This is a genomic window from Paraburkholderia xenovorans LB400 (genome assembly GCF_000013645.1).
GTDB lineage: Bacteria > Pseudomonadota > Gammaproteobacteria > Burkholderiales > Burkholderiaceae > Paraburkholderia > Paraburkholderia xenovorans.
Window position 1 is genome coordinate 1370269 of the sequence record NC_007952.1, and the last position, 17624, is coordinate 1387892.

The 17624-nt window shown below is 62.8% G+C and carries 14 protein-coding genes; 10 read left to right on the forward strand and 4 right to left on the reverse strand.

Going from position 1 to position 17624, the window contains the following annotated elements:
• Positions 1-295 precede the first annotated feature (295 nt).
• From BXE_RS28070 to BXE_RS28080, 3 genes are all read left to right on the forward strand, one after another.
• Entirely contained in the window at positions 296-1132 is an 837-nt protein-coding gene (locus tag BXE_RS28070) for an NAD-dependent epimerase/dehydratase family protein (protein ID WP_011491506.1), read from the forward strand.
• A 29-nt stretch (positions 1133-1161) separates the two neighbouring features.
• A complete protein-coding gene (locus tag BXE_RS28075; protein ID WP_011491507.1) occupies positions 1162-2463 on the forward strand; it encodes an MFS transporter in 1302 nt (433 codons plus the stop codon).
• A gap of 371 nt (positions 2464-2834) precedes the next feature.
• Positions 2835-4418 carry an aldehyde dehydrogenase (NADP(+)) gene (locus BXE_RS28080; protein WP_011491508.1) on the forward strand — a complete coding sequence of 528 codons (1584 nt, stop codon included), beginning with the start codon at positions 2835-2837 and terminating at the stop codon, positions 4416-4418.
• A gap of 132 nt (positions 4419-4550) precedes the next feature.
• On the opposite strand, the gene BXE_RS28085 is transcribed toward BXE_RS28080, so the two are convergent.
• From BXE_RS28085 to kdgD, 3 genes are all read right to left on the reverse strand, one after another.
• Entirely contained in the window at positions 4551-5294 is a 744-nt protein-coding gene (locus BXE_RS28085; protein WP_011491509.1) for a FadR/GntR family transcriptional regulator, read from the reverse strand.
• Between the two features lie 199 nt (positions 5295-5493).
• Positions 5494-6846 carry an MFS transporter gene (locus BXE_RS28090; RefSeq protein WP_011491510.1) on the reverse strand — a complete coding sequence of 451 codons (1353 nt, stop codon included), beginning with the start codon at positions 6844-6846 and terminating at the stop codon, positions 5494-5496.
• 214 nt (positions 6847-7060) lie between these two features.
• Positions 7061-7978, reverse strand: a complete 918-nt coding sequence (gene kdgD / locus BXE_RS28095; RefSeq protein WP_011491511.1) for a 5-dehydro-4-deoxyglucarate dehydratase — start codon at positions 7976-7978, stop codon at positions 7061-7063.
• Between the two features lie 225 nt (positions 7979-8203).
• Between kdgD and garD the strand changes: the two genes are divergently transcribed.
• The 7 genes from garD to BXE_RS28130 all read left to right on the forward strand — a co-directional run bounded on the left by garD (position 8204) and on the right by BXE_RS28130 (position 16517).
• The gene (garD, locus tag BXE_RS28100) at positions 8204-9793 is read left to right on the forward strand and encodes a galactarate dehydratase (protein WP_011491512.1); all 1590 of its coding nucleotides are present in this window, start codon (positions 8204-8206) and stop codon (positions 9791-9793) included.
• A 67-nt stretch (positions 9794-9860) separates the two neighbouring features.
• Positions 9861-10703, forward strand: coding sequence for an NAD-dependent epimerase/dehydratase family protein (locus tag BXE_RS28105; RefSeq protein ID WP_011491513.1), 843 nt, complete (start codon positions 9861-9863; stop codon positions 10701-10703).
• A complete protein-coding gene (locus BXE_RS28110; RefSeq protein WP_011491514.1) occupies positions 10700-11629 on the forward strand; it encodes an SMP-30/gluconolactonase/LRE family protein in 930 nt (309 codons plus the stop codon). Before BXE_RS28105 ends, BXE_RS28110 begins: the two co-directional genes overlap by 4 nt.
• Positions 11630-12242: 613 nt before the next feature.
• Positions 12243-13235 carry a TRAP transporter substrate-binding protein gene (locus BXE_RS28115; protein WP_011491515.1) on the forward strand — a complete coding sequence of 331 codons (993 nt, stop codon included), beginning with the start codon at positions 12243-12245 and terminating at the stop codon, positions 13233-13235.
• Positions 13236-13380: 145 nt separating this feature from the next.
• A complete protein-coding gene (locus BXE_RS28120; protein WP_040124812.1) occupies positions 13381-13860 on the forward strand; it encodes a TRAP transporter small permease in 480 nt (159 codons plus the stop codon).
• 7 nt (positions 13861-13867) lie between these two features.
• On the forward strand, positions 13868-15220 hold the full coding sequence (locus BXE_RS28125; protein WP_011491517.1) for a TRAP transporter large permease: 1353 nt from the start codon (positions 13868-13870) through the stop codon (positions 15218-15220).
• 97 nt (positions 15221-15317) lie between these two features.
• Positions 15318-16517: a porin gene (locus BXE_RS28130; RefSeq protein WP_011491518.1), complete on the forward strand. Its 1200-nt coding sequence runs from the start codon at positions 15318-15320 to the stop codon at positions 16515-16517.
• 66 nt (positions 16518-16583) lie between these two features.
• Here the strand turns inward: BXE_RS28130 and BXE_RS28135 are convergent, their stop codons facing one another.
• Positions 16584-17528 carry an urea transporter gene (locus BXE_RS28135; RefSeq protein WP_011491519.1) on the reverse strand — a complete coding sequence of 315 codons (945 nt, stop codon included), beginning with the start codon at positions 17526-17528 and terminating at the stop codon, positions 16584-16586.
• Positions 17529-17624: the final 96 nt, after the last annotated feature.

Genomic DNA, 17624 nt, shown 5'->3' on the forward strand with positions numbered 1-17624 from the left:
GGGCGGCCGTGGGAGGCCGGCACATGTGGGTTCTCATGGAGCGGCCTGCTGAAGGAAAAATACGTTCGTAGTTATACGACGTCACATAAATAGATTAATCGTATTGTGTTGTTTATAAAAGAGAAATTGGCCGTATCGATGTCGGAATAAGGGTAAGTGCCTAATTGAATTCCGCACCGACATCGATAATAGTACGTTATCGTACAACTATCGCCGAATCGGCAGAGCTCGCCGTCATGACCGGGGCGATCGCGGCGCCAAAGCCCGATCGCGCGCGGCGCAGCAAAGGAACCCTATGAAAAAAATTGCTCTGAGCGGAGCCGGCGGCCAGCTAGGCTCGGTGGTGCGCGCCGCGTTGGTCGCGCGCGGCACGCCGCTGCGCTCGGCCGCGGGCTCGCAGGCGCTCGTGCCGCTCGTGGAAGGCGAGGACGTGATGCACGGCGACCTGCGCGACCCCGCGGTTGTGGACCGGCTGCTCGAAGGTGTCGACGTCCTGATCCATTTCGCGGGTACGAGCGTGGAGCGTCCGCTGCCCGAGATCATCGAGAACAATCTGCGCGGGCTGGTCGAAGTGTACGAGGGGGCGCGCCGGCAAGGCGTGCGGCGCATCGTGTTCGCCAGTTCGAATCACGCCATCGGCATGTATCCCGTTACCGAGCGTCTCAGCCTCGACTGCGAACTGCGCCCGGACGGTTTTTACGGCCTGAGCAAGGTGTGGGGCGAAGCCCTGGCGAGAATGTACTGGGACAAGCACGGTATCGAAAGCGTTTGCGTGCGCATCGGCAGTTGCCTCGAGCGGCCGACCGAACCGCGCCACCTGAGCACCTGGTTCGGTCATCGCGATCTGCTGCATTTTCTCGACCGCTGCGTGGAAGCGGAGAACATAGGCTTCCTGACCATCTGGGGCGTGTCGGCCAATACGCGCAGCTGGTGGGACAACAGCGGCGCCGGGCGTCTGGGCTATCAGCCGACCCAAAACGCCGAAGTCTACGCCGAAGACATTCTCGCGCGCCCGAATCCGCTCGACGCGTTGGGCCAGCGCTTCCAGGGCGGCGGCTTTGTGGGCATCGATTATTCGCGCGATGACGCTGGCCCGGAGGGCCTGGCGGCTTCCGCCACGCGGCCTGTCTGAGCGGTCCAGAATTACGAGGAGACGCAGCAATGAAAATCAAGGGCATCCGCTGGTGGATGGTCAGCCTGGTCGCGGCCGGGCTCATCATCAATTACCTCGCGCGCAATACGTTGTCAGTGGCGGCGCCGACGTTGATGAAGGACCTCCACATCACCACGGAACAGTATTCGCACGTGGTCGTGGCCTGGCAGCTCTGCTATGCATTCATGCAGCCGGTCGCCGGCTATGTGCTCGACACCGTCGGCACCAAGCTCGGCTTTGCGGCGTTCGCGCTGGCATGGTCGCTGGCGTGCGCCGCGGCGGCGTGGTCGACCGGCTGGCGCAGCCTCGCGTTCTTCCGCGGTGTGCTCGGTATTGCCGAGGCGGCCGGCATTCCGGCCGGCGTCAAGGCGACGAGCGAGTGGTTCCCGGCCAAAGAGCGTTCGGTGGCGATCGGCTGGTTCAACATCGGTTCGTCGATCGGCGCGCTGCTGGCGCCGCCGCTGGTGGTCTGGGCGCTGTTGCACGGCGAGTGGCAGTTGGCCTTCGTGATCGTCGGCGTGGCGGGGATTATCTGGAGCGTGCTGTGGATGGCGCTCTACAAACATCCGCGCAAGCAGAAGCTGTTGGGCGAAGCCGAGCGCGACTACATTCTCAGCGGCCAGGAAGCAAGGCACAGCGACGCCGGCGCCGCGAAGCGCAGCTGGTTCGCCATGCTCGGCAGCCGCGACTTCTGGGCGATCGGCATTCCGCGCATTCTTTCCGAACCGGCCTGGCAGACCTTCAACGCGTGGATTCCGCTGTACATGATGACCGAGCGTCACATGAATCTGAAGGAAGTCGCGTTGTACGCGTGGATGCCGTTTCTGGCCGCCGACATTGGCTGCGTGCTGGGCGGCTATCTGAGTCCGCTGTTTCACAAGTACGCCAAAGTGTCGCTCTTCACGTCGCGCAAGATGGTGTTCGTGGTCGGCGCGCTGTGCATGATCGGGCCGGCCTGCGTCGGTCTGGTGGCGAGCCCGTATGCGGCGGTGGCGCTGCTGTGCGTCGGCGGCTTTGCGCATCAGACCTTGTCGGGCGCGCTGTATGCGATCACGTCCGATATGTTCGGCAAGAATGAAGTCGCTACCGCGACCGGCATGGGCGGCATGGCGGGCTATCTCGGCGCGGCGGCGTTCACCGCGCTGTTCGGCGTGCTGGTCACGCAGATCGGCTATAGCCCGTTGTTCGTCGTGCTGGCGGTGTTCGACATTATCGCGGCGGCGGTGGTGTGCCTGCTGGCGAAAAACGCCGACAGGACGCCCGAGCCGCGCTGGCTCACCGACGCGCCGCGAATGCCCTACGGCGGGTAGCGTGTGGCGGGGAGGGCGCGAGCCGCGTCTGCGGCACTGTCCTCTAGCGCTATCAACTACGGGGATCAGCAGCCGATCAGGGTTTCGCCGCCGCGCACCGTTCGGCGAAAACTGTTGGGCCAGAGCTGGTAGGACGTGACGGCAGACATGGGCGGTTTCCTCGAACGACGATGGGTCGGGCAAACTCCAACGACCGTCGAGCATTAGTTATAAGTCGTCGTATATCTAGGTTTTAGGTTGGCATCGGCACCGCTGACCGGAATGGCTACGCAAACCTGAGTTCCTTACCAGATGGGCGTTTCGGGTTGCGCCTATATGTCGATATGTTGTAGGATGACCTATATCTAAGGTCTCTATCCAAGGAAGGCGAAATGTTCATTACCGGCGAAATGCTGATCGGTCGCAAAGCGGTACGCGGCGAGGAAAAACCACTGCATGCGTTCAATCCTGCCACGGGATCGGACATCGCGGAGCCGGTTTTCGGCAGCGGTTCGGTCGCCCACGTCGGCGAGGCCTGCGAGCTCGCGCGGCAGGCTTTCGATCCGTACCGTCAGTTGCCGTTGACGGTGCGCGCCGAATTTCTCGACCGTATCGCCGACGGCATCACGGCATTGGGCGATGCACTGATCGAGCGGGCGCACCAGGAGTCGGGTTTGCCGAAGGCGCGTCTCGAAGGCGAGCGCGGCCGCACGACGGGCCAGCTCAAACTGTTCGCGCAAGTCGTTCGCGCCGGACAATGGCTCGCCGCCACGCTCGATTCGCCGCTGCCGGAGCGCAAGCCGTTGCCGCGTTCCGATCTGCGCATGCAGAAGATTCCGCTCGGCCCGGTCGCCGTGTTCGGCGCCAGCAATTTCCCGCTCGCGTTTTCGGTGGCGGGCGGCGACACCGCTGCGGCGCTCGCGGCCGGCTGCCCGGTGGTGGTGAAGGCGCATGGCGCTCACCTGGGCACCTCGGAGATGGTCGGCCGGGTGATCCAGCGTGTCGCGCAGGAAATGGACTTGCCTGAAGGCGTGTTCTCGCTGATCGTCGGTGCCGGCAATTCTGTGGGCGAGGCGCTGGTCGCGCATCCGGCGATCAAGGCGGTGGGCTTCACCGGTTCGCGCGCGGGCGGGACTTCGCTGATGCGCGTGGCGGCGGCGCGTGCCGAGCCGATTCCGGTCTACGCGGAAATGAGCAGCATCAATCCGGTGTTCCTTCTGCCGAATGCGCTGGCTCAGCGCGGCGAGAGCATCGCGCGCGGTTTCGTCGATTCGCTGGTGCTCGGTGCCGGTCAGTTCTGTACCAATCCGGGTCTCGCGATTGCAATCGACAGCGACGCGCTCAAGGGCTTCGTCGCGACCGCGTCCGGCGCGCTGAGCGGCAAGCCCGCGCAAACCATGCTGACGTCCGGCATCCATGCCGCTTATGAAGAAGGCGAGGGCAAGCTGGCCGCGACGAAAGGCGTGGAGGCCGTGGCGCATGGCGTCGAAGCAAGCGGCCCGACGCAGGCTCGCGCGGCGCTGTTTGTGACCGACGCGCAAACGTTCCTCGCCACGCCCGCACTGGAAGACGAAGTGTTCGGCCCGGCGTCGACTATCGTGCGTTGCAGGGACGAGCAGGAAATGCTCGCGGTCGCCGAACATTTCGCGGGTCAACTGACCGCCACGGTGCAGATGGACAGCGCCGATCTGCCGGCGGCGAAAAAGCTGGTGCCGATTCTCGAACGCAAAGCCGGCCGGCTTCTGGTGAACGGCTTCCCGACGGGCGTCGAGGTCTCGCACGCGATGGTGCATGGCGGCCCGTTCCCGGCTACGTCCGATAGCCGTGCGACTTCGGTCGGTACGACTTCGATCGAGCGCTTCCTGCGCCCGGTGTGTTATCAGGATTTCCCGGCCGACCTGTTGCCCGAGGCGCTCGCCGACAGCAACCCGCTGAACCTGTGGCGCCGCCGCGATGGCGAGATCACGCGCAGCTGAGCGCCGGGTGATTCGCGACCGGTGATCGTGTGAAATCGTGTGAAATGAAAAATGGCCGGGGTCTGTTCGATCCCCGGCCATTTCTTTTGTGCTGACGGCCACCGCGCGATGATTTCGCGGTGACGAATCGACTCAGCTATTCGCCTCGGCGGCCTCGTTCGCACGCCGCAAGCGCTCGCGGCTGTTGGACAGATGCATGCGCATGGCCGCGCGCGCGCCTTCCGCGTCGTGCCGGGTGATCGCTTCGAGAATGCTTTCGTGTTCGAGGTTCACGAGCGACAGATACGCGTCCGGTTCCGCGCGCGCAATGCCGGCGGAGTCGAGCCGGTTGCGCGGAATCAGCGCGCTGCCCATTTGCGTGAGAATATCCACGAAATAGCGGTTGCCGGTGGCGCGCGCCACCGAGATATGAAACTGCAGATCGGCGTCGACACTGTCCAGCCCGTTGTGGCGCGTGGCTTCGATCGCGTCGAGCGCGCTGCGCATGCGCGCGAGGTCGTCCGGCTTGGCGCGCTGGGCGGCCAGCCCCGCGCATTCCGTTTCGAGGCTGATGCGCAGTTCCAGGATCGACAGCACGTCGCGCAAGGTGGTGGCCGGCACCATGTCGATGCCCAGTTTTTCGCGCGGCGGTTCCAGCACGAAACTGCCGATACCGTGCCGCGTTTCGATGATCTTGCCCGCCTGCAAGCGCGAGATGGCTTCGCGAATGACGGTGCGGCTCACGCTCAGCGTGACCATGAGCTGGGACTCGGTTGGCAGTTTGTCGCCGGGTTTCAAGGCATTGGACGCAATCTGCTCGGTGACGTAGCTGACGACGAACTCGGCAAGATTACGAGCGCGTCGTGGCGGTGCCGCGGATGCCAGTGGTGTAGCCATCGAAAACGCCCCTCGAATCAGATAGTTGCAGAGACTTCATGCGTTTGATTATACCGTCGTCTGATGACTGATTATATAGAGGCCGAATCATTTTGCGAGCCGACGCACGGCCAGGCATCGGCGCGCCGTTCAGGGCGTCTCGCGCTGCGGTGGCGGCCAGATCGCGCCACCGCGGGGAGGTACGATCACTGCCGCATGACTAGCGCGGGCGCAACTCCACCCGCTTGATGTCTTTGACGATCACGAGATAGCTGAACACCGTGAGCAGCGCGTTGATGCCCACGAATACCAGCGCGCCATTGAACGAGCCGGTCTTCGCGACGAGATAGCCGATCACGATCGGCGTGACGATGCCGGCCACGTTGCCGAACATATTGAAGATCGCGCCGGACAGGCCGAGCGCTTCTTTCGGCGACGTATCGGCGACCACGGCCCAGCCGAGCGCTCCAATGCCTTTGCCGAAGAACGCGAGCGACATGAGGGCGACGACGACCCAATCGGTCGACACATAATTGCAGCCGATGATGCACACCGACAGCAGCATGCCGCCGACAATCGGCGCCTTGCGCGCGATCGTGAGCGAATGGCCGCGACGGATCAACCCGTCGGACAGAATGCCGCCGAGCACGCCGCCGGAGAAACCGCAGATCGCGGGCAGCGAAGCCACGAGGCCCGCTTGCAGAATGGTCATGCCGCGCGCCTGCACGAGGTAGATGGGAAACCAGGTGAGGAAGAAGTAGGTCAGTACATTGATGCAGTACTGCGCGAGATAGACGCCGAGCAGCATGCGGTTGCTCAACAGTTGGCGCACCAGAGACCAGCCGCCGGTATTTTCGATTCTGTCGATGGCGCGAGCTTTCTTCTGCCCATTGACCACGCCGCCGCCCTGTTCGATGTACTCCAGTTCGGCGCGCGACACGCGTGGATGGTCGGCGGGGTTCTTCATCACCTTCAGCCAGGTGAGCGCGAGCAGCAGTCCCATCACGCCCATCACGACATACACCATGTGCCAGCCGAACGCGTGAGTGAGCCACGCCATCAACGGCGTAAATACCACGGCGGCGAAGTATTGCGCCGAATTGAAAATGGCCGATGCCGTGCCGCGTTCGTTGGTGGGGAACCAGCTCGCCACCACCTTGGCGTTGGCGGGGAAGGCCGGCGATTCGGCCGCGCCCATTGCAAAGCGCAGCGCGAACAGCGCGGTGACGGCGGCGGCCGCGCTGCCCAGCAAGCCGATCGAGCTTTGCAGCAACGTAAATAGCGACCAGAAAAAGATGCTCGCCGCGTACACGCGGCGCGCGCCGAAGCGGTCCAGCAGCCAGCCGGCCGGCAGTTGCGACAGCACGTACGCCCAGCTGAACGCGGAGAAAATGTAGCCCATGCGGATCGCGTCGAGACCGAACTCGGCTCGCATGGCAGAGCCGGTGACCGACAGCGTGGCGCGGTCCGCGTAGTTGAAGGTCGTGATCAGAAAGATCAGCAGCAGGATGGCGTAGCGGACTCGGGTGCGCTTCGCGACGTGGGCGGCACTCGCCGTGCGGCTCATTTCCATGGTCATCTCCTGAATTTCTTATGCATGGGAGCGGGCTCCCTGCGTCGAGGCGCCGTCGTGGCGCAACTAGCGGCCGCGAATCTTGCGATACGTTCGTGCGGCACAAAAACGCCCGGCGACGTTGCCGTGCCGGGCGCTCTTTGCGGTGCCGTTTGCGCGGCCCTCGCTCGCACGGCCGCCGGGTGTTGTCAGCGTCCGATGCGCCCCAGCCGGATTACTGCGGACCGAGCGTCTTGATGAGCGCGTCGAGCGTGGCCATTTCTTCTTCCGTCAGATCGGTCAGCGGCGCGCGGACCGGACCGGCGCTATGGCCGACCAGCTTCGCGCCCGCCTTGACGATGCTGACCGCGTAGCCCGCGCGGCGGTTGCGGATCGCCAGGTACGGCAGGAAGAATTCGTCGATCAGCTTGCCGACCGTGGCATGGTCGTCCGCGGCGATTGCGCGGTAGAAGTCCATCGCGGTCTTCGGAATGAAGTTGAACACCGCCGACGAATACACCGGCACGCCGAGCGCCTTGTACGCCGCGGCATAGACTTCGGCGGTCGGCAGGCCGCCCAGATACGAGAAACGGTCGCCAAGGCGGCGGCGGATCGACACCATGTTCTCGATCTCGCCCACGCCGTCCTTGAAGCCGATCAGGTTCGGGCAGCGCTCGGCCAGCCCTTCGAGCATATCGGCGTTGAGCCTGGAATTCGCGCGGTTGTAGATGATCACGCCCATGTTCGGCACGGACTTGCAGACTTCTTCCGCATGCGCGGCGATGCCTTCCTGGCAGGCTTCCGTCAGGTAATGCGGCATCAGCAGAATGCCGTTCGCGCCATGACGCTCGGCTTCCTGTGCGTAGGCGATCGCGACACGCGTCGGGCCGCCCGCGCCGGCGAGAATCGGCACCTTGCCTTTACAGACTTCGGCGGCCGTGCGCACGACGTCCGAATAGTCGGTGTGCGTGAGCGAGAAGAATTCGCCCGTGCCGCCGGCGACGAACAGGGCCGAAGCGCCATAAGGCGCGAGCCATTCCAGCCGCTCGGCATAGGTGTCGGCGCGGAAATCACCTTGTTCGTCGAAGTCGGTAACGGGGAAGGACAGAAGGCCTTCGGAAACGATCTGCTTCAGTTCCTGCGGTGTCGTCATGATGAATATCCAGTGCGTCGGAATGGTTCGCGAGTGGTTCGATGGGTAGAAATGGAGATTTCTTATACGTCATCGTACAACAACAAATCGGCTAACTCAACGGTCATTTAGCGGCATAATGCCTGTCATAGGGTAAATACGGAACGTCTACGCAATCTTTCATGTTGTAGGATGACGTATGAATAGTCGGCGCACCAGGCGTGCGGCGCCATAAGGATCGATGCAATGGAACAATCTCCGCTCTACATTCGCGTTCACCCCAATGACAATGTCGCGATCGTCGTCAACGACGGCGGCCTGGGCGAGGGCGCGGTATTTCCCGATGGTCTCGCGCTGCGCGAGCGTGTGCCGCAAGGGCACAAGGTCGCGCTGGCCGATCTGGCCGAGGGTGACGAGGTCATCCGCTATAACGTGGTGATCGGTTATGCGCTCAAGGCGTTGCCGAAAGGCAGCTGGATCAACGAACACGTGATCCGCATGCCGAGCCCGCCGGGGCTCGAGGATCTGCCGATCGCCACGATCAGGGCGCCGGAGATGCCGCCGCTCGAGGGCTACACGTTCGAGGGCTATCGCAACGCGGACGGCTCGGTCGGCTCGCGCAACATTCTCGCCATCACGACCACGGTGCAATGCGTGGCCGATGTCGTGCAGCATGCGGTCACCCGCATCAAGGCCGAGTTGCTGCCGAAGTACCCCAACGTCGACGACGTGGTGAGCCTTGGCCATACCTATGGTTGCGGTGTCGCGATCGACGCGCCCGACGCGATGGTGCCGATCCGCACGGTGCGCAATATCAGCCTGAATCCGAATTTCGGCGGCGAGGTGATGATGGTCAGCCTCGGGTGCGAGAAGCTGCAGCCCGAGCGCCTGATGCCGCCCGGCACGATTCCGATCGCCGCGGCTGCCAACGTGGCGGAGGTCGCGGACATCGGCGATATCGAGGCCGATCTGAACGGCGACGTCGTGGTGCTACAGGACGACGCGCACGTCGGCTTCCAGTCGATGATCGAGTCGATCATGAAAATGGCCGATGGTCATCTGCAGCGCCTGAACAACCGACGCCGCGAGACTTGCCCCGCGTCCGATCTGGTGATCGGCGTTCAATGCGGCGGTAGCGATGCATTCTCCGGACTGACCGCGAATCCCGCGGTGGGCTACGCGACCGACCTGCTGGTGCGTGCCGGCGCCACGGTCATGTTCTCCGAAGTCACCGAAGTGCGCGACGGCGTCGATCAATTGACGGCGCGCGCGGCCAACGCGGACGTCGCCGCGGCGATCATCCGCGAGATGCAGTGGTACGACGATTATCTGAAGCGCGGCGGCGCCGACCGCAGCGCCAACACCACGCCGGGCAACAAGAAAGGCGGCTTGTCGAACATCGTCGAAAAGGCGATGGGCTCGATCATCAAGTCGGGCAATTCGGCGATTTCCGGCGTGTTGTCGCCGGGCGAAAAGGTCAGGCAGAAAGGCCTGATTTACGCGGCGACGCCGGCGAGCGATTTCATCTGCGGTACGTTGCAGGTAGCGGCGGGTATCAACCTGCATGTTTTCACCACCGGCCGCGGCACGCCGTATAGCCTCGCCGAAGTGCCGGTCATCAAGGTCGCGACGCGCTCGGATCTCGCGCGCCGCTGGCATGACCTGATGGACATCGACGCCGGCACCATCGCGACCGGCGCGGCGAGCATCGAAGACGTGGGCTGGGAACTGTTCCGCCTGATGCTCGACGTCGCCAGTGGCCGCAAGCAAACCTGCGCGGAAAAACTCAAGCTCCACAATGCATTGGTGCTGTTCAATCCGGCTCCGGTGACCTGATCGGTCGCCTGATCCGCAGTTCTGCTTCATCACGCCGATCCGATCGCACTCACACCAACATGGAAACATGACTGACTCGAACCTCGACCGCAACGCGACACACAAACCTTTCCGCCGTCTGCTGCTTACCGGCGCGGCGGGCAATCTCGGCAAGCAGTTGCGCGGCGCGCTCGCAGCGTGGGCCGATATCGTGCGCGTCACGGATATCGCGCCGCTCGGCGACGTGGCGGCGCACGAAGAAGCATCCACCGTCGATCTCGCGGACGAAGCCGCCGTTCACGCGCTGCTCGAAGGCGTGGACGCGGTGATTCACCTCGGCGGCATTTCTGTCGAAGCGCCGTTTGAGGATCTGCTCGAAGCGAATATTCGCGGCCTGTACAACCTCTATTCGGCCGCGCAGAAGCAGGGCGTGAAGCGCATCGTGTATGCGAGCTCGAATCACGCGGTGGGTTTTCATCCCGTGACGGAGGTGGTCGATATCGACGCGCCGCTGCGGCCCGATAGCCTGTATGGCGTGACCAAATGCTTCGGCGAATCGTTGTCGCGTTACTACTTCGATCGTTTCGGTCTGGAGACGGTGTGCCTGCGCATCGGCTCGTCATTCGAGCAGCCGAAAAATCCGCGCATGCTCGTGACCTATCTGAGCTATCGCGACTTCATCGAACTGGTGCGCTGCTCGCTGTTCACCAACCGCGTGGGTCACGCGATCGTCTACGGTGTGTCGGATAACCGGACCAAGTGGGTGGACAACACCAAAACCGCGTTCCTGGGTTTTCGTCCGCAGGACAGTTCGGTCGAATTCGAGCATCTCTTTCCGGTCACTGCACCCACGGGCGAACTCGACGATCCGACGCAGCGTTTTCAAGGCGGTCCGTTCGTGCTCGCCGGCCCGATGGAGCCGAAGCGGTGAGCGCCGCGGCGAATCCGCGAGCGGAGCGCGTCGAGGTGGCGGGGCAGGCGCCGGCTTCGGTCGGCGAAAGTCCGGTGTGGCGCATCGCGGAACAGGCGCTCTACTGGGTGGACATTCCGGCGCAGAAGATCGTGCGTTTGCGGATCGATTCGGGCGAACGCTCCGAATGGCGGATGCCGGAGAAAGTGGCGTGCATCGCGTTCGATCATCGCGGCACGGTGCTGGCCGGTTGCGAGACGGGGCTCTTCGCCGTGACGCTCGCTGGGGCCACGGCCACCGGCGAAGCCGTGCAGGTGACAGGGCGCAAGCTCGCCGCGCCCGACTTCGCATGCGACGACATGCGTTTCAACGACGGCCGTTGCGACCGGCAAGGGCGCTTCTGGTCCGGCACGATGGTGCAGGACATGGCGGCCGCCAGGCCGGCCGGTGCGCTCTATCGGTTCGATGCGCGCGGTGTTCTGTCCGCGCCGGTCGTCGACGGGCTCATCACGCAGAATGGCCTCGCGTGGTCGCCGGACGGCGCGACCATGTATCTGTCGGACTCGCATCCTTTGCGCCGGCAGATCTGGGCATTCGACTACGACGGCGAGACCGGCGAGCCGCGCAACCGCCGCGTGTTTGCCGATCTGAATCATCATGCGGGCCGCCCCGACGGAGCCGCGGTGGACGCCGACGGCTGCTACTGGATTTGCGCCAACGACGCGGGCCTGTTGCTGCGCTTCACACCGCTTGGCAAGCTGGACCGGCAGATCGCCGTGCCGGCCATCAAACCTGCCATGTGCGCGTTCGGTGGACGCGATCTGGATACGTTGTTCGTGACGTCGATTCGTCCCGCGGCGAACGCAAGTGAGCACGACGGCCATCTGTTCGCTGTGCGCCCCGGTGTCACCGGCTTACCCGAGCCGGAATTCGCGGGCGAACTGTAAGCGGAGCGTTGACGGGAAGGGCGCCGGGCATCTCTTCATGCTCGGCGCCTTTTGTTTGGTTTTGCCTAAAATTCATCACTCATCGTACAACAATGTGGCGTAAAGACTACGGTCGCTTCACCATTTTGTTTTTGCAAAACCATGCGAGGCGGGAATCCCGGTTTACCTTGGCAGCACCGCGCTGGACGACGTGTGGCTCTCCGTCAGCCCGATTCGGTCATCGCTGCCGGGTGCCTGGTGGTGCGGGTAAATACCGTCTGTACAACTCAAACCGCCTTTTATAGACTTCATATGTCGTCGTACAACATATGAGCCCAAACAAATTCCTTTCTGTAGATTTCGCGTTATCGGTATGAACACGGCAGGGTGAACGTGCGCGACCAGGCGCCCACGACACGCACGCCGAAGCAGTTGAAGCAAAAGTAAAAGAGTCGGGTTGTCCGACAGGAGTGCTGAGCATCTGCGCCGGGGACGCTGCACAGACCAGCACGGCAACGCGCGCGTGACCGCGAACGGTGGCGGGCGTAACGCCGGAGACGCAGCAAAACCATATCGCATCCGCGAGCGGCCTTCCGCAATCGACTGGATGGTCAATTTTTCAAGGAATTTCACGATGAACAAGAAGTTTGCCTCTTCCCGTGTTTCGATGATCGTCGCAGCCTCGGTGCTGGCCTTCAGCACCGTGTCGGCGCATGCGCGGGTGTTCCGCGTGTCGGACGTGCATGGCGACACGTATCCGACCAACATGGCCGTGAAATACATGGGAGAGCAGATCAACAAGGCAACCGGCGGCAAGGATTCCGTGAAGGTCTTCGGCAATAGCGCGCTGGGTTCGGAAAACGACACCATCGATCAGGTGCGCATCGGCGCATTGGACATGGCGCGCGCCAACGGCGCGGCTTTCAACGAGATCGTTCCCGAATCGATGATTCCGTCGCTGCCGTTCCTGTTCCGCGATATCGACCATTTCCGCAAAGTGATGTACGGCCCGGAAGGCCAGAAGATTCTCGACGCCTTCAAGGCGAAGGGCATGATCGCGCTGACGTTCTACGAGAGCGGCGCGCGTTCGATCTATACGAAGAAACCGATTCATTCGCCCGCTGACATGAAGGGCCTCAAGGTTCGTGTGCAGCCGTCCGACCTGATGGTCGACGAAATCAGGGCAATGGGCGGCACGCCCACGCCGATGCCGTTCGCCGAGGTCTACACGGGCCTGAAGACGGGGCTGGTGGATGCCGCTGAAAACAACCTGCCGTCGTACGAAGAAACCAAGCACTTCGAAGTCGCGCCGGTCTATTCCGAAACCCAGCATTCGATGACCCCCGAAGTGCTGGTGTTCTCCAAGAAGGTGTGGGATACGCTGACGCCGCAGGAACAGGACATCATCAAGAAGGCCGCCGCCGACTCGGTGCCGTACTACGAAAAGCTGTGGACCGCGCGCGAAGCCGACGCGAGCAAGACGGTCACGAAGGGCGGCGCGACCATCGTCGCCTCGTCGCAGATCGATCGTGCTGCGTTCGTGAAGGCCATGCAGCCGGTCTGGGCGAAGTACGAAAAGACCCCGCAGATGAAGCAGCTCGTCGACGAGATTCAGGCCGTCAAATAAGGTTCAGCTGAGTAGAGGTACCGCAGTGGCGCAAGGGCCGGCGAGAAGACTCGCATGCCCAGCCGCTGCGTGCTTCCTGAACCGGAGAGTCGAACAGGATTGCTGATCAATAAAGCCAGGTCGGTCGTATGCAAGGATGGGGTCAATGAGCTTGATGAAGCGCCCAAATGATTTTCTGTTCCGCGTGCTGGTTATCGTAGCCTCGGTGAGTCTCGCCGTGCTCAGCCTGCTGGTGATCTACAGCGTCGTGATGCGCTACGTCTTCAGCGATGCACCGGATTTCGTCGAGCCCATCGCGCTCCTGCTGGTGATCGTGATCGCCATGTTCGGCGCCGCGCTCAAAGTGCGCGAAGGCGGCCATATCGGGCTCGATTCGCTCGTAAAGAAATTGCCGCCGAAGGGGCAGCTCGTCGCGACGGCGTTTCAGCACATTTGCCTGATCGTCTTCGCGGGCGCGGTTTTCTTCGGCTGTCTGCAGATGGTCGAGGCGACCGCGGAAGACCGGATTCCCATTATCGGCCTGCCTGAATCCTTGCGTTACTGCATCCCGGTTTTTGCCAGTGTCTGCATTGCAATGTTCTCGATAGAGAACCTGCTCGCGCTTTTCGCACAGAAACAGAAATAGAGCAATCATGGAACTTGCCATTCTCTCCGTCAGTTTCCTCGTCTTTCTTCTTCTCGGCGTTCCTGTTTCCTTCGGGCTCGGGCTCTCGTGTGTCCTGACTTACCTGTACGAAGGCTTGCCGGCGGCCACCGCCATGCAGTCGATGATTTCGGGCATCAACGGTTTTTCGTTTCTCGCGGTGCCGTTCTTCATTCTGTCCGGTGAACTGATGCTGCACGGCGGTATCGCGGACCGTATCCTGCGTTTCGCGCAAGCCACCGTCGGGCATTTTCGCGGCGGCCTGGGCATGGCCAACGTGGTCGCGTGTACGTTGTTCGGCGGCGTCTCCGGTTCGCCTTCGGCGGATACCTCTGCAATGGGCGGCGTGGTGATCCCGCTGATGAAGCGTGAAGGCTACAGCGCGGCCTACGCGGTCAACGTGACGACACACTCTTCGCTGGCGGGCGCGTTGATGCCGACGTCGACCAACATGATCATCTATGCGTTCGCGGCCCAAGGCATCACCGGCACCTTGAATGGACACCCGATGAGCGGAGTGTCGATTGGCGATCTGCTGTTTTCCGGTCTGCTGCCGGTATTGTGGGTGATGGGTTTCGTGCTGCTCGCCGCGTACTGGCAAGCCGTCAAATATGGCTATCCGCGTCGTCCGGATGGTTCGACCGAATTGCAGCGATTCCCCGGCTGGTACGCCGTGGCCCGCACGTTCCTCGGCGCATTGCCTGGCCTGATGGTGATCGCGATCATTCTGGTTTGCGTCGCAAAGGGTATTGCCACCGCGACGGAAGCCGCCGCAATCGCCGTGTTTTATTCGCTCGTGCTGACGATCGTCGTGTATCGCTCGATGACGATGAAGAAGCTGTTTCATGCGCTCTCGAAGGCGGCCAAAACCACCGGCGTGGTGCTGCTGCTGATCGGCGTGTCGAACATGTTGCGCTACCAGATGGCTTATCTGGAGATTCCGGATGCGATCGAACACATGCTCGACGGCGCGACCAGCTTGCCCTGGCTGATGCTGCTGTACATCAACCTGATCCAGATTTTCCTCGGTACGTTCGTCGATATGGCGGCGCACATCCTGATCACCACGCCGCTGTTCCTGCCGATGGCGATGCACGCGGGCGTAGGTCCGGTGCAGTTCGGGATCATGATCCTGCTGAACTGCGCACTGGGTCTGGTGCACCCGCCGATCGGTTCGGTGCAGTTCATCGGCTGCGCGATCGGCAATGTGTCGATTGGTGAAACTACCAAGGTGGCGTGGCCGTATTACCTGGCGATCTTCAGCGCGATCAACATCGTGACTTACGTGCCGATGTTTTCCACCTGGCTGCCGAGCCTGATCAATGGCCATCCGGTATTTTGAAATCCTTAATTAACGTCCATATGAAAGTCCCTTTGGGGACTTTAGCGGCGCTCGAACCGTGCAGCAACAAAGAACAATTTTTTAAAGAGGAGCAGAAATGAAAAAGGCATTAGCAACCTCGGCCCTTGGGTTGGTCGCCCTCGGCGCGCACGCTCAGAGCAGCGTGACGTTGTACGGGATCATCGATACCGGTATCGGCTATCAGAGCAGCCAGACGTCGCCTGGTTCGACCTCCGGCGGCCGTTCGGCGGTGAAGATGGTCAACGGCATCTGGGCCGGCAGTCGCTTCGGCCTGAAGGGCGCCGAGGATCTGGGCGGTGGCACGAAAGCGATCTTCCAGTTGGAAGAAGGCTTTAACAGCGCGACCGGCGCGCAGTCCGTTTCGGGCCTCGCGTTCAACCGCCAGGCTTATGTCGGCGTGGCGAACGCCACCTACGGTTCGTTGACGGCAGGCCGCCAATATACGTCGTATTACACGCTGCTGGCACCGTATAGCCCGACCACGTGGCTCACGGGCGCTTACGGCGCACACCCGGGCGATATCGATTCTCTCGATACGCTGTATCGCGCGAACAACTCGCTGGTGTACACGTCGCCGACCATGTACGGCCTGACGGTGAGCGGTTCGTATTCGCTTGGCGGCGTGCCGGGCAGCTTCAACGCGGGTTCGACGTGGAGCGCGGCATTGCAGTACCTGAACGGTCCGTTCGGCATTGCAGCGGGCTTCCAGCGCATCAACAACTCGACGCCCGGCGGCGGCGCATGGGGCGCGGATTCCACGACGTCGAACGCCGGTGCGCAGGCAGGCGTGTCGGGCATCAATAACGGCTATCAACGCGCACAGGCGCAGCAGCGCGTGGCGGTGACCGGCGGTTATGCATTCAACGCGCAGTGGGATGTTTCGTTCTCTTACTCGAACGTGCAATATATTCCGGGCATCAACTCGCCGTTCCGCACTACCGCGATCTTCAACACGGGCGGCGCCGTGCTGCACTTCAAGCCTTTGACGGCGCTGGATCTGGCCGCAGGCTATAGCTATACGCGCGCAACCGAAGCGAACGGCATTTCGAGTTCGGCTCGTTATCAGCAGTTCAACCTTTCGCAGTACTACAGCCTCTCCAAGCGCACGGGTCTGTATGCGCTCGAAGCGTATCAACGCGCGAGCGGCCAGACGCTGGCGACGAACGGTGTGAGCATCATCAACGCGACGGCCGATATCGGCGACGGTCAGAACGGTGCACCGTCCTCGTCACGCAGCCAGTTTGCCGCGGGCGTGGGCATCATTCACAAGTTCTGATGGCGTAACCTGGTGGCTGGTGGCGGCGCGTTGCTACGCCGTCACCCGATGAATGTTTGAATACGCCTAACTCGTGCGTCTGGCCGGAACCTGAGCCGTCGCGGCGCGCACGGTATCCGTGCATGGCGCCGGTTCGGCGCTGGACGTGCAATGCGCCGGACGCCGCTCGAGCCACTGCACGCTCCACGTCGCGACGACGAAGGGCGCCGTCATGGCCGGCCAGCCGAAACAGGCGGCCACCGCCTGCAGCACGACCGACAAAGCGACACCGCCGAGTATCGCAACGACACCGCAATCGGCAAGCGCGAGCGCCGTCAGCGCGCCGTTGAATCCCAACAGGCCTGTATCGAACGAGCTCGCCGTTGCGCCGAGCAGCAGATGCGCGGCGCTTGCGAACCCCGCGCCGATCAGCGCCCACAGCGCGTGCCTGCGCGATGCCGCCGCGATCCCGATCAACAGCAGCACGCCGGATAGCGCATCCGATGCGAAGCCGGTTTGCGCAAAACCGGCGAGCAAGCCGCGGCTCCATTGCGTTGCGCCAAGTGCATGCGTCGAGGCTACGCCGGCCGGTTGCGCATTGGCCGCGACCAACGGCAACCAAAGCCAGGTGACGATCAGACACGGACTCGAAAGGAAACCGAGCCCGCCTGCGCGCAGCATGCGCGAGCACGGCTCCAGAAGCCATGCCGTGGCGGTGGCGGCGAGAATCGCCACGGCGGCGGCGGTGGCATTGTCGGCGATGAAATTGAAGGCGGCGAGACCCGCCAGCGCACCGTTGAAGCCGTGCAAGCCGGCACGCGTATCGTCTTCGCGATAGCCGGCCAGAATCGCGCTGATATTGGCCGCAACCGCCCCCATGAGCGCTGCGCATGCGAGGCGCGGGTCGTCGAGCAGCCATGCGCCGAGCAGACACGCGCCGGTGAAGGCGTTCGGTTGCAGCACGATCTGGCCGAGACTGCGCAACAGCGTGCGCAAGGCGGCGGATCGGGCATGGGTCGCAGCGGCGTGCATGATTTAAAGGCGGCGTGATGACGATGAGGCGCGAACCCAAAGCGTACGTCGAGGTGCGCGCCAGGCAGGATGACAGCGAAACGCGAGAATAGGCCA

Bases quoted from the DNA above. Each gene is read 5' to 3' on its own strand.
- BXE_RS28130 (WP_011491518.1), top strand. From the start codon at position 15,318: ATGAAAAAGGCATTAGCAACCTCGGCCCTTGGGTTGGTCGCCCTCGGC.
- BXE_RS28070 (WP_011491506.1), top strand. From the start codon at position 296: ATGAAAAAAATTGCTCTGAGCGGAGCCGGCGGCCAGCTAGGCTCGGTG.
- BXE_RS28115 (WP_011491515.1), top strand. From the start codon at position 12,243: ATGAACAAGAAGTTTGCCTCTTCCCGTGTTTCGATGATCGTCGCAGCC.
- BXE_RS28090 (WP_011491510.1), bottom strand. From the start codon at position 6,846: ATGGAAATGAGCCGCACGGCGAGTGCCGCCCACGTCGCGAAGCGCACC.
- kdgD (WP_011491511.1), bottom strand. From the start codon at position 7,978: ATGACGACACCGCAGGAACTGAAGCAGATCGTTTCCGAAGGCCTTCTG.
- BXE_RS28120 (WP_040124812.1), top strand. From the start codon at position 13,381: ATGAGCTTGATGAAGCGCCCAAATGATTTTCTGTTCCGCGTGCTGGTT.
- BXE_RS28135 (WP_011491519.1), bottom strand. From the start codon at position 17,528: ATGCACGCCGCTGCGACCCATGCCCGATCCGCCGCCTTGCGCACGCTG.
- BXE_RS28080 (WP_011491508.1), top strand. From the start codon at position 2,835: ATGTTCATTACCGGCGAAATGCTGATCGGTCGCAAAGCGGTACGCGGC.
- garD (WP_011491512.1), top strand. From the start codon at position 8,204: ATGGAACAATCTCCGCTCTACATTCGCGTTCACCCCAATGACAATGTC.
- BXE_RS28125 (WP_011491517.1), top strand. From the start codon at position 13,868: ATGGAACTTGCCATTCTCTCCGTCAGTTTCCTCGTCTTTCTTCTTCTC.
- BXE_RS28075 (WP_011491507.1), top strand. From the start codon at position 1,162: ATGAAAATCAAGGGCATCCGCTGGTGGATGGTCAGCCTGGTCGCGGCC.
- BXE_RS28105 (WP_011491513.1), top strand. From the start codon at position 9,861: ATGACTGACTCGAACCTCGACCGCAACGCGACACACAAACCTTTCCGC.
- BXE_RS28085 (WP_011491509.1), bottom strand. From the start codon at position 5,294: ATGGCTACACCACTGGCATCCGCGGCACCGCCACGACGCGCTCGTAAT.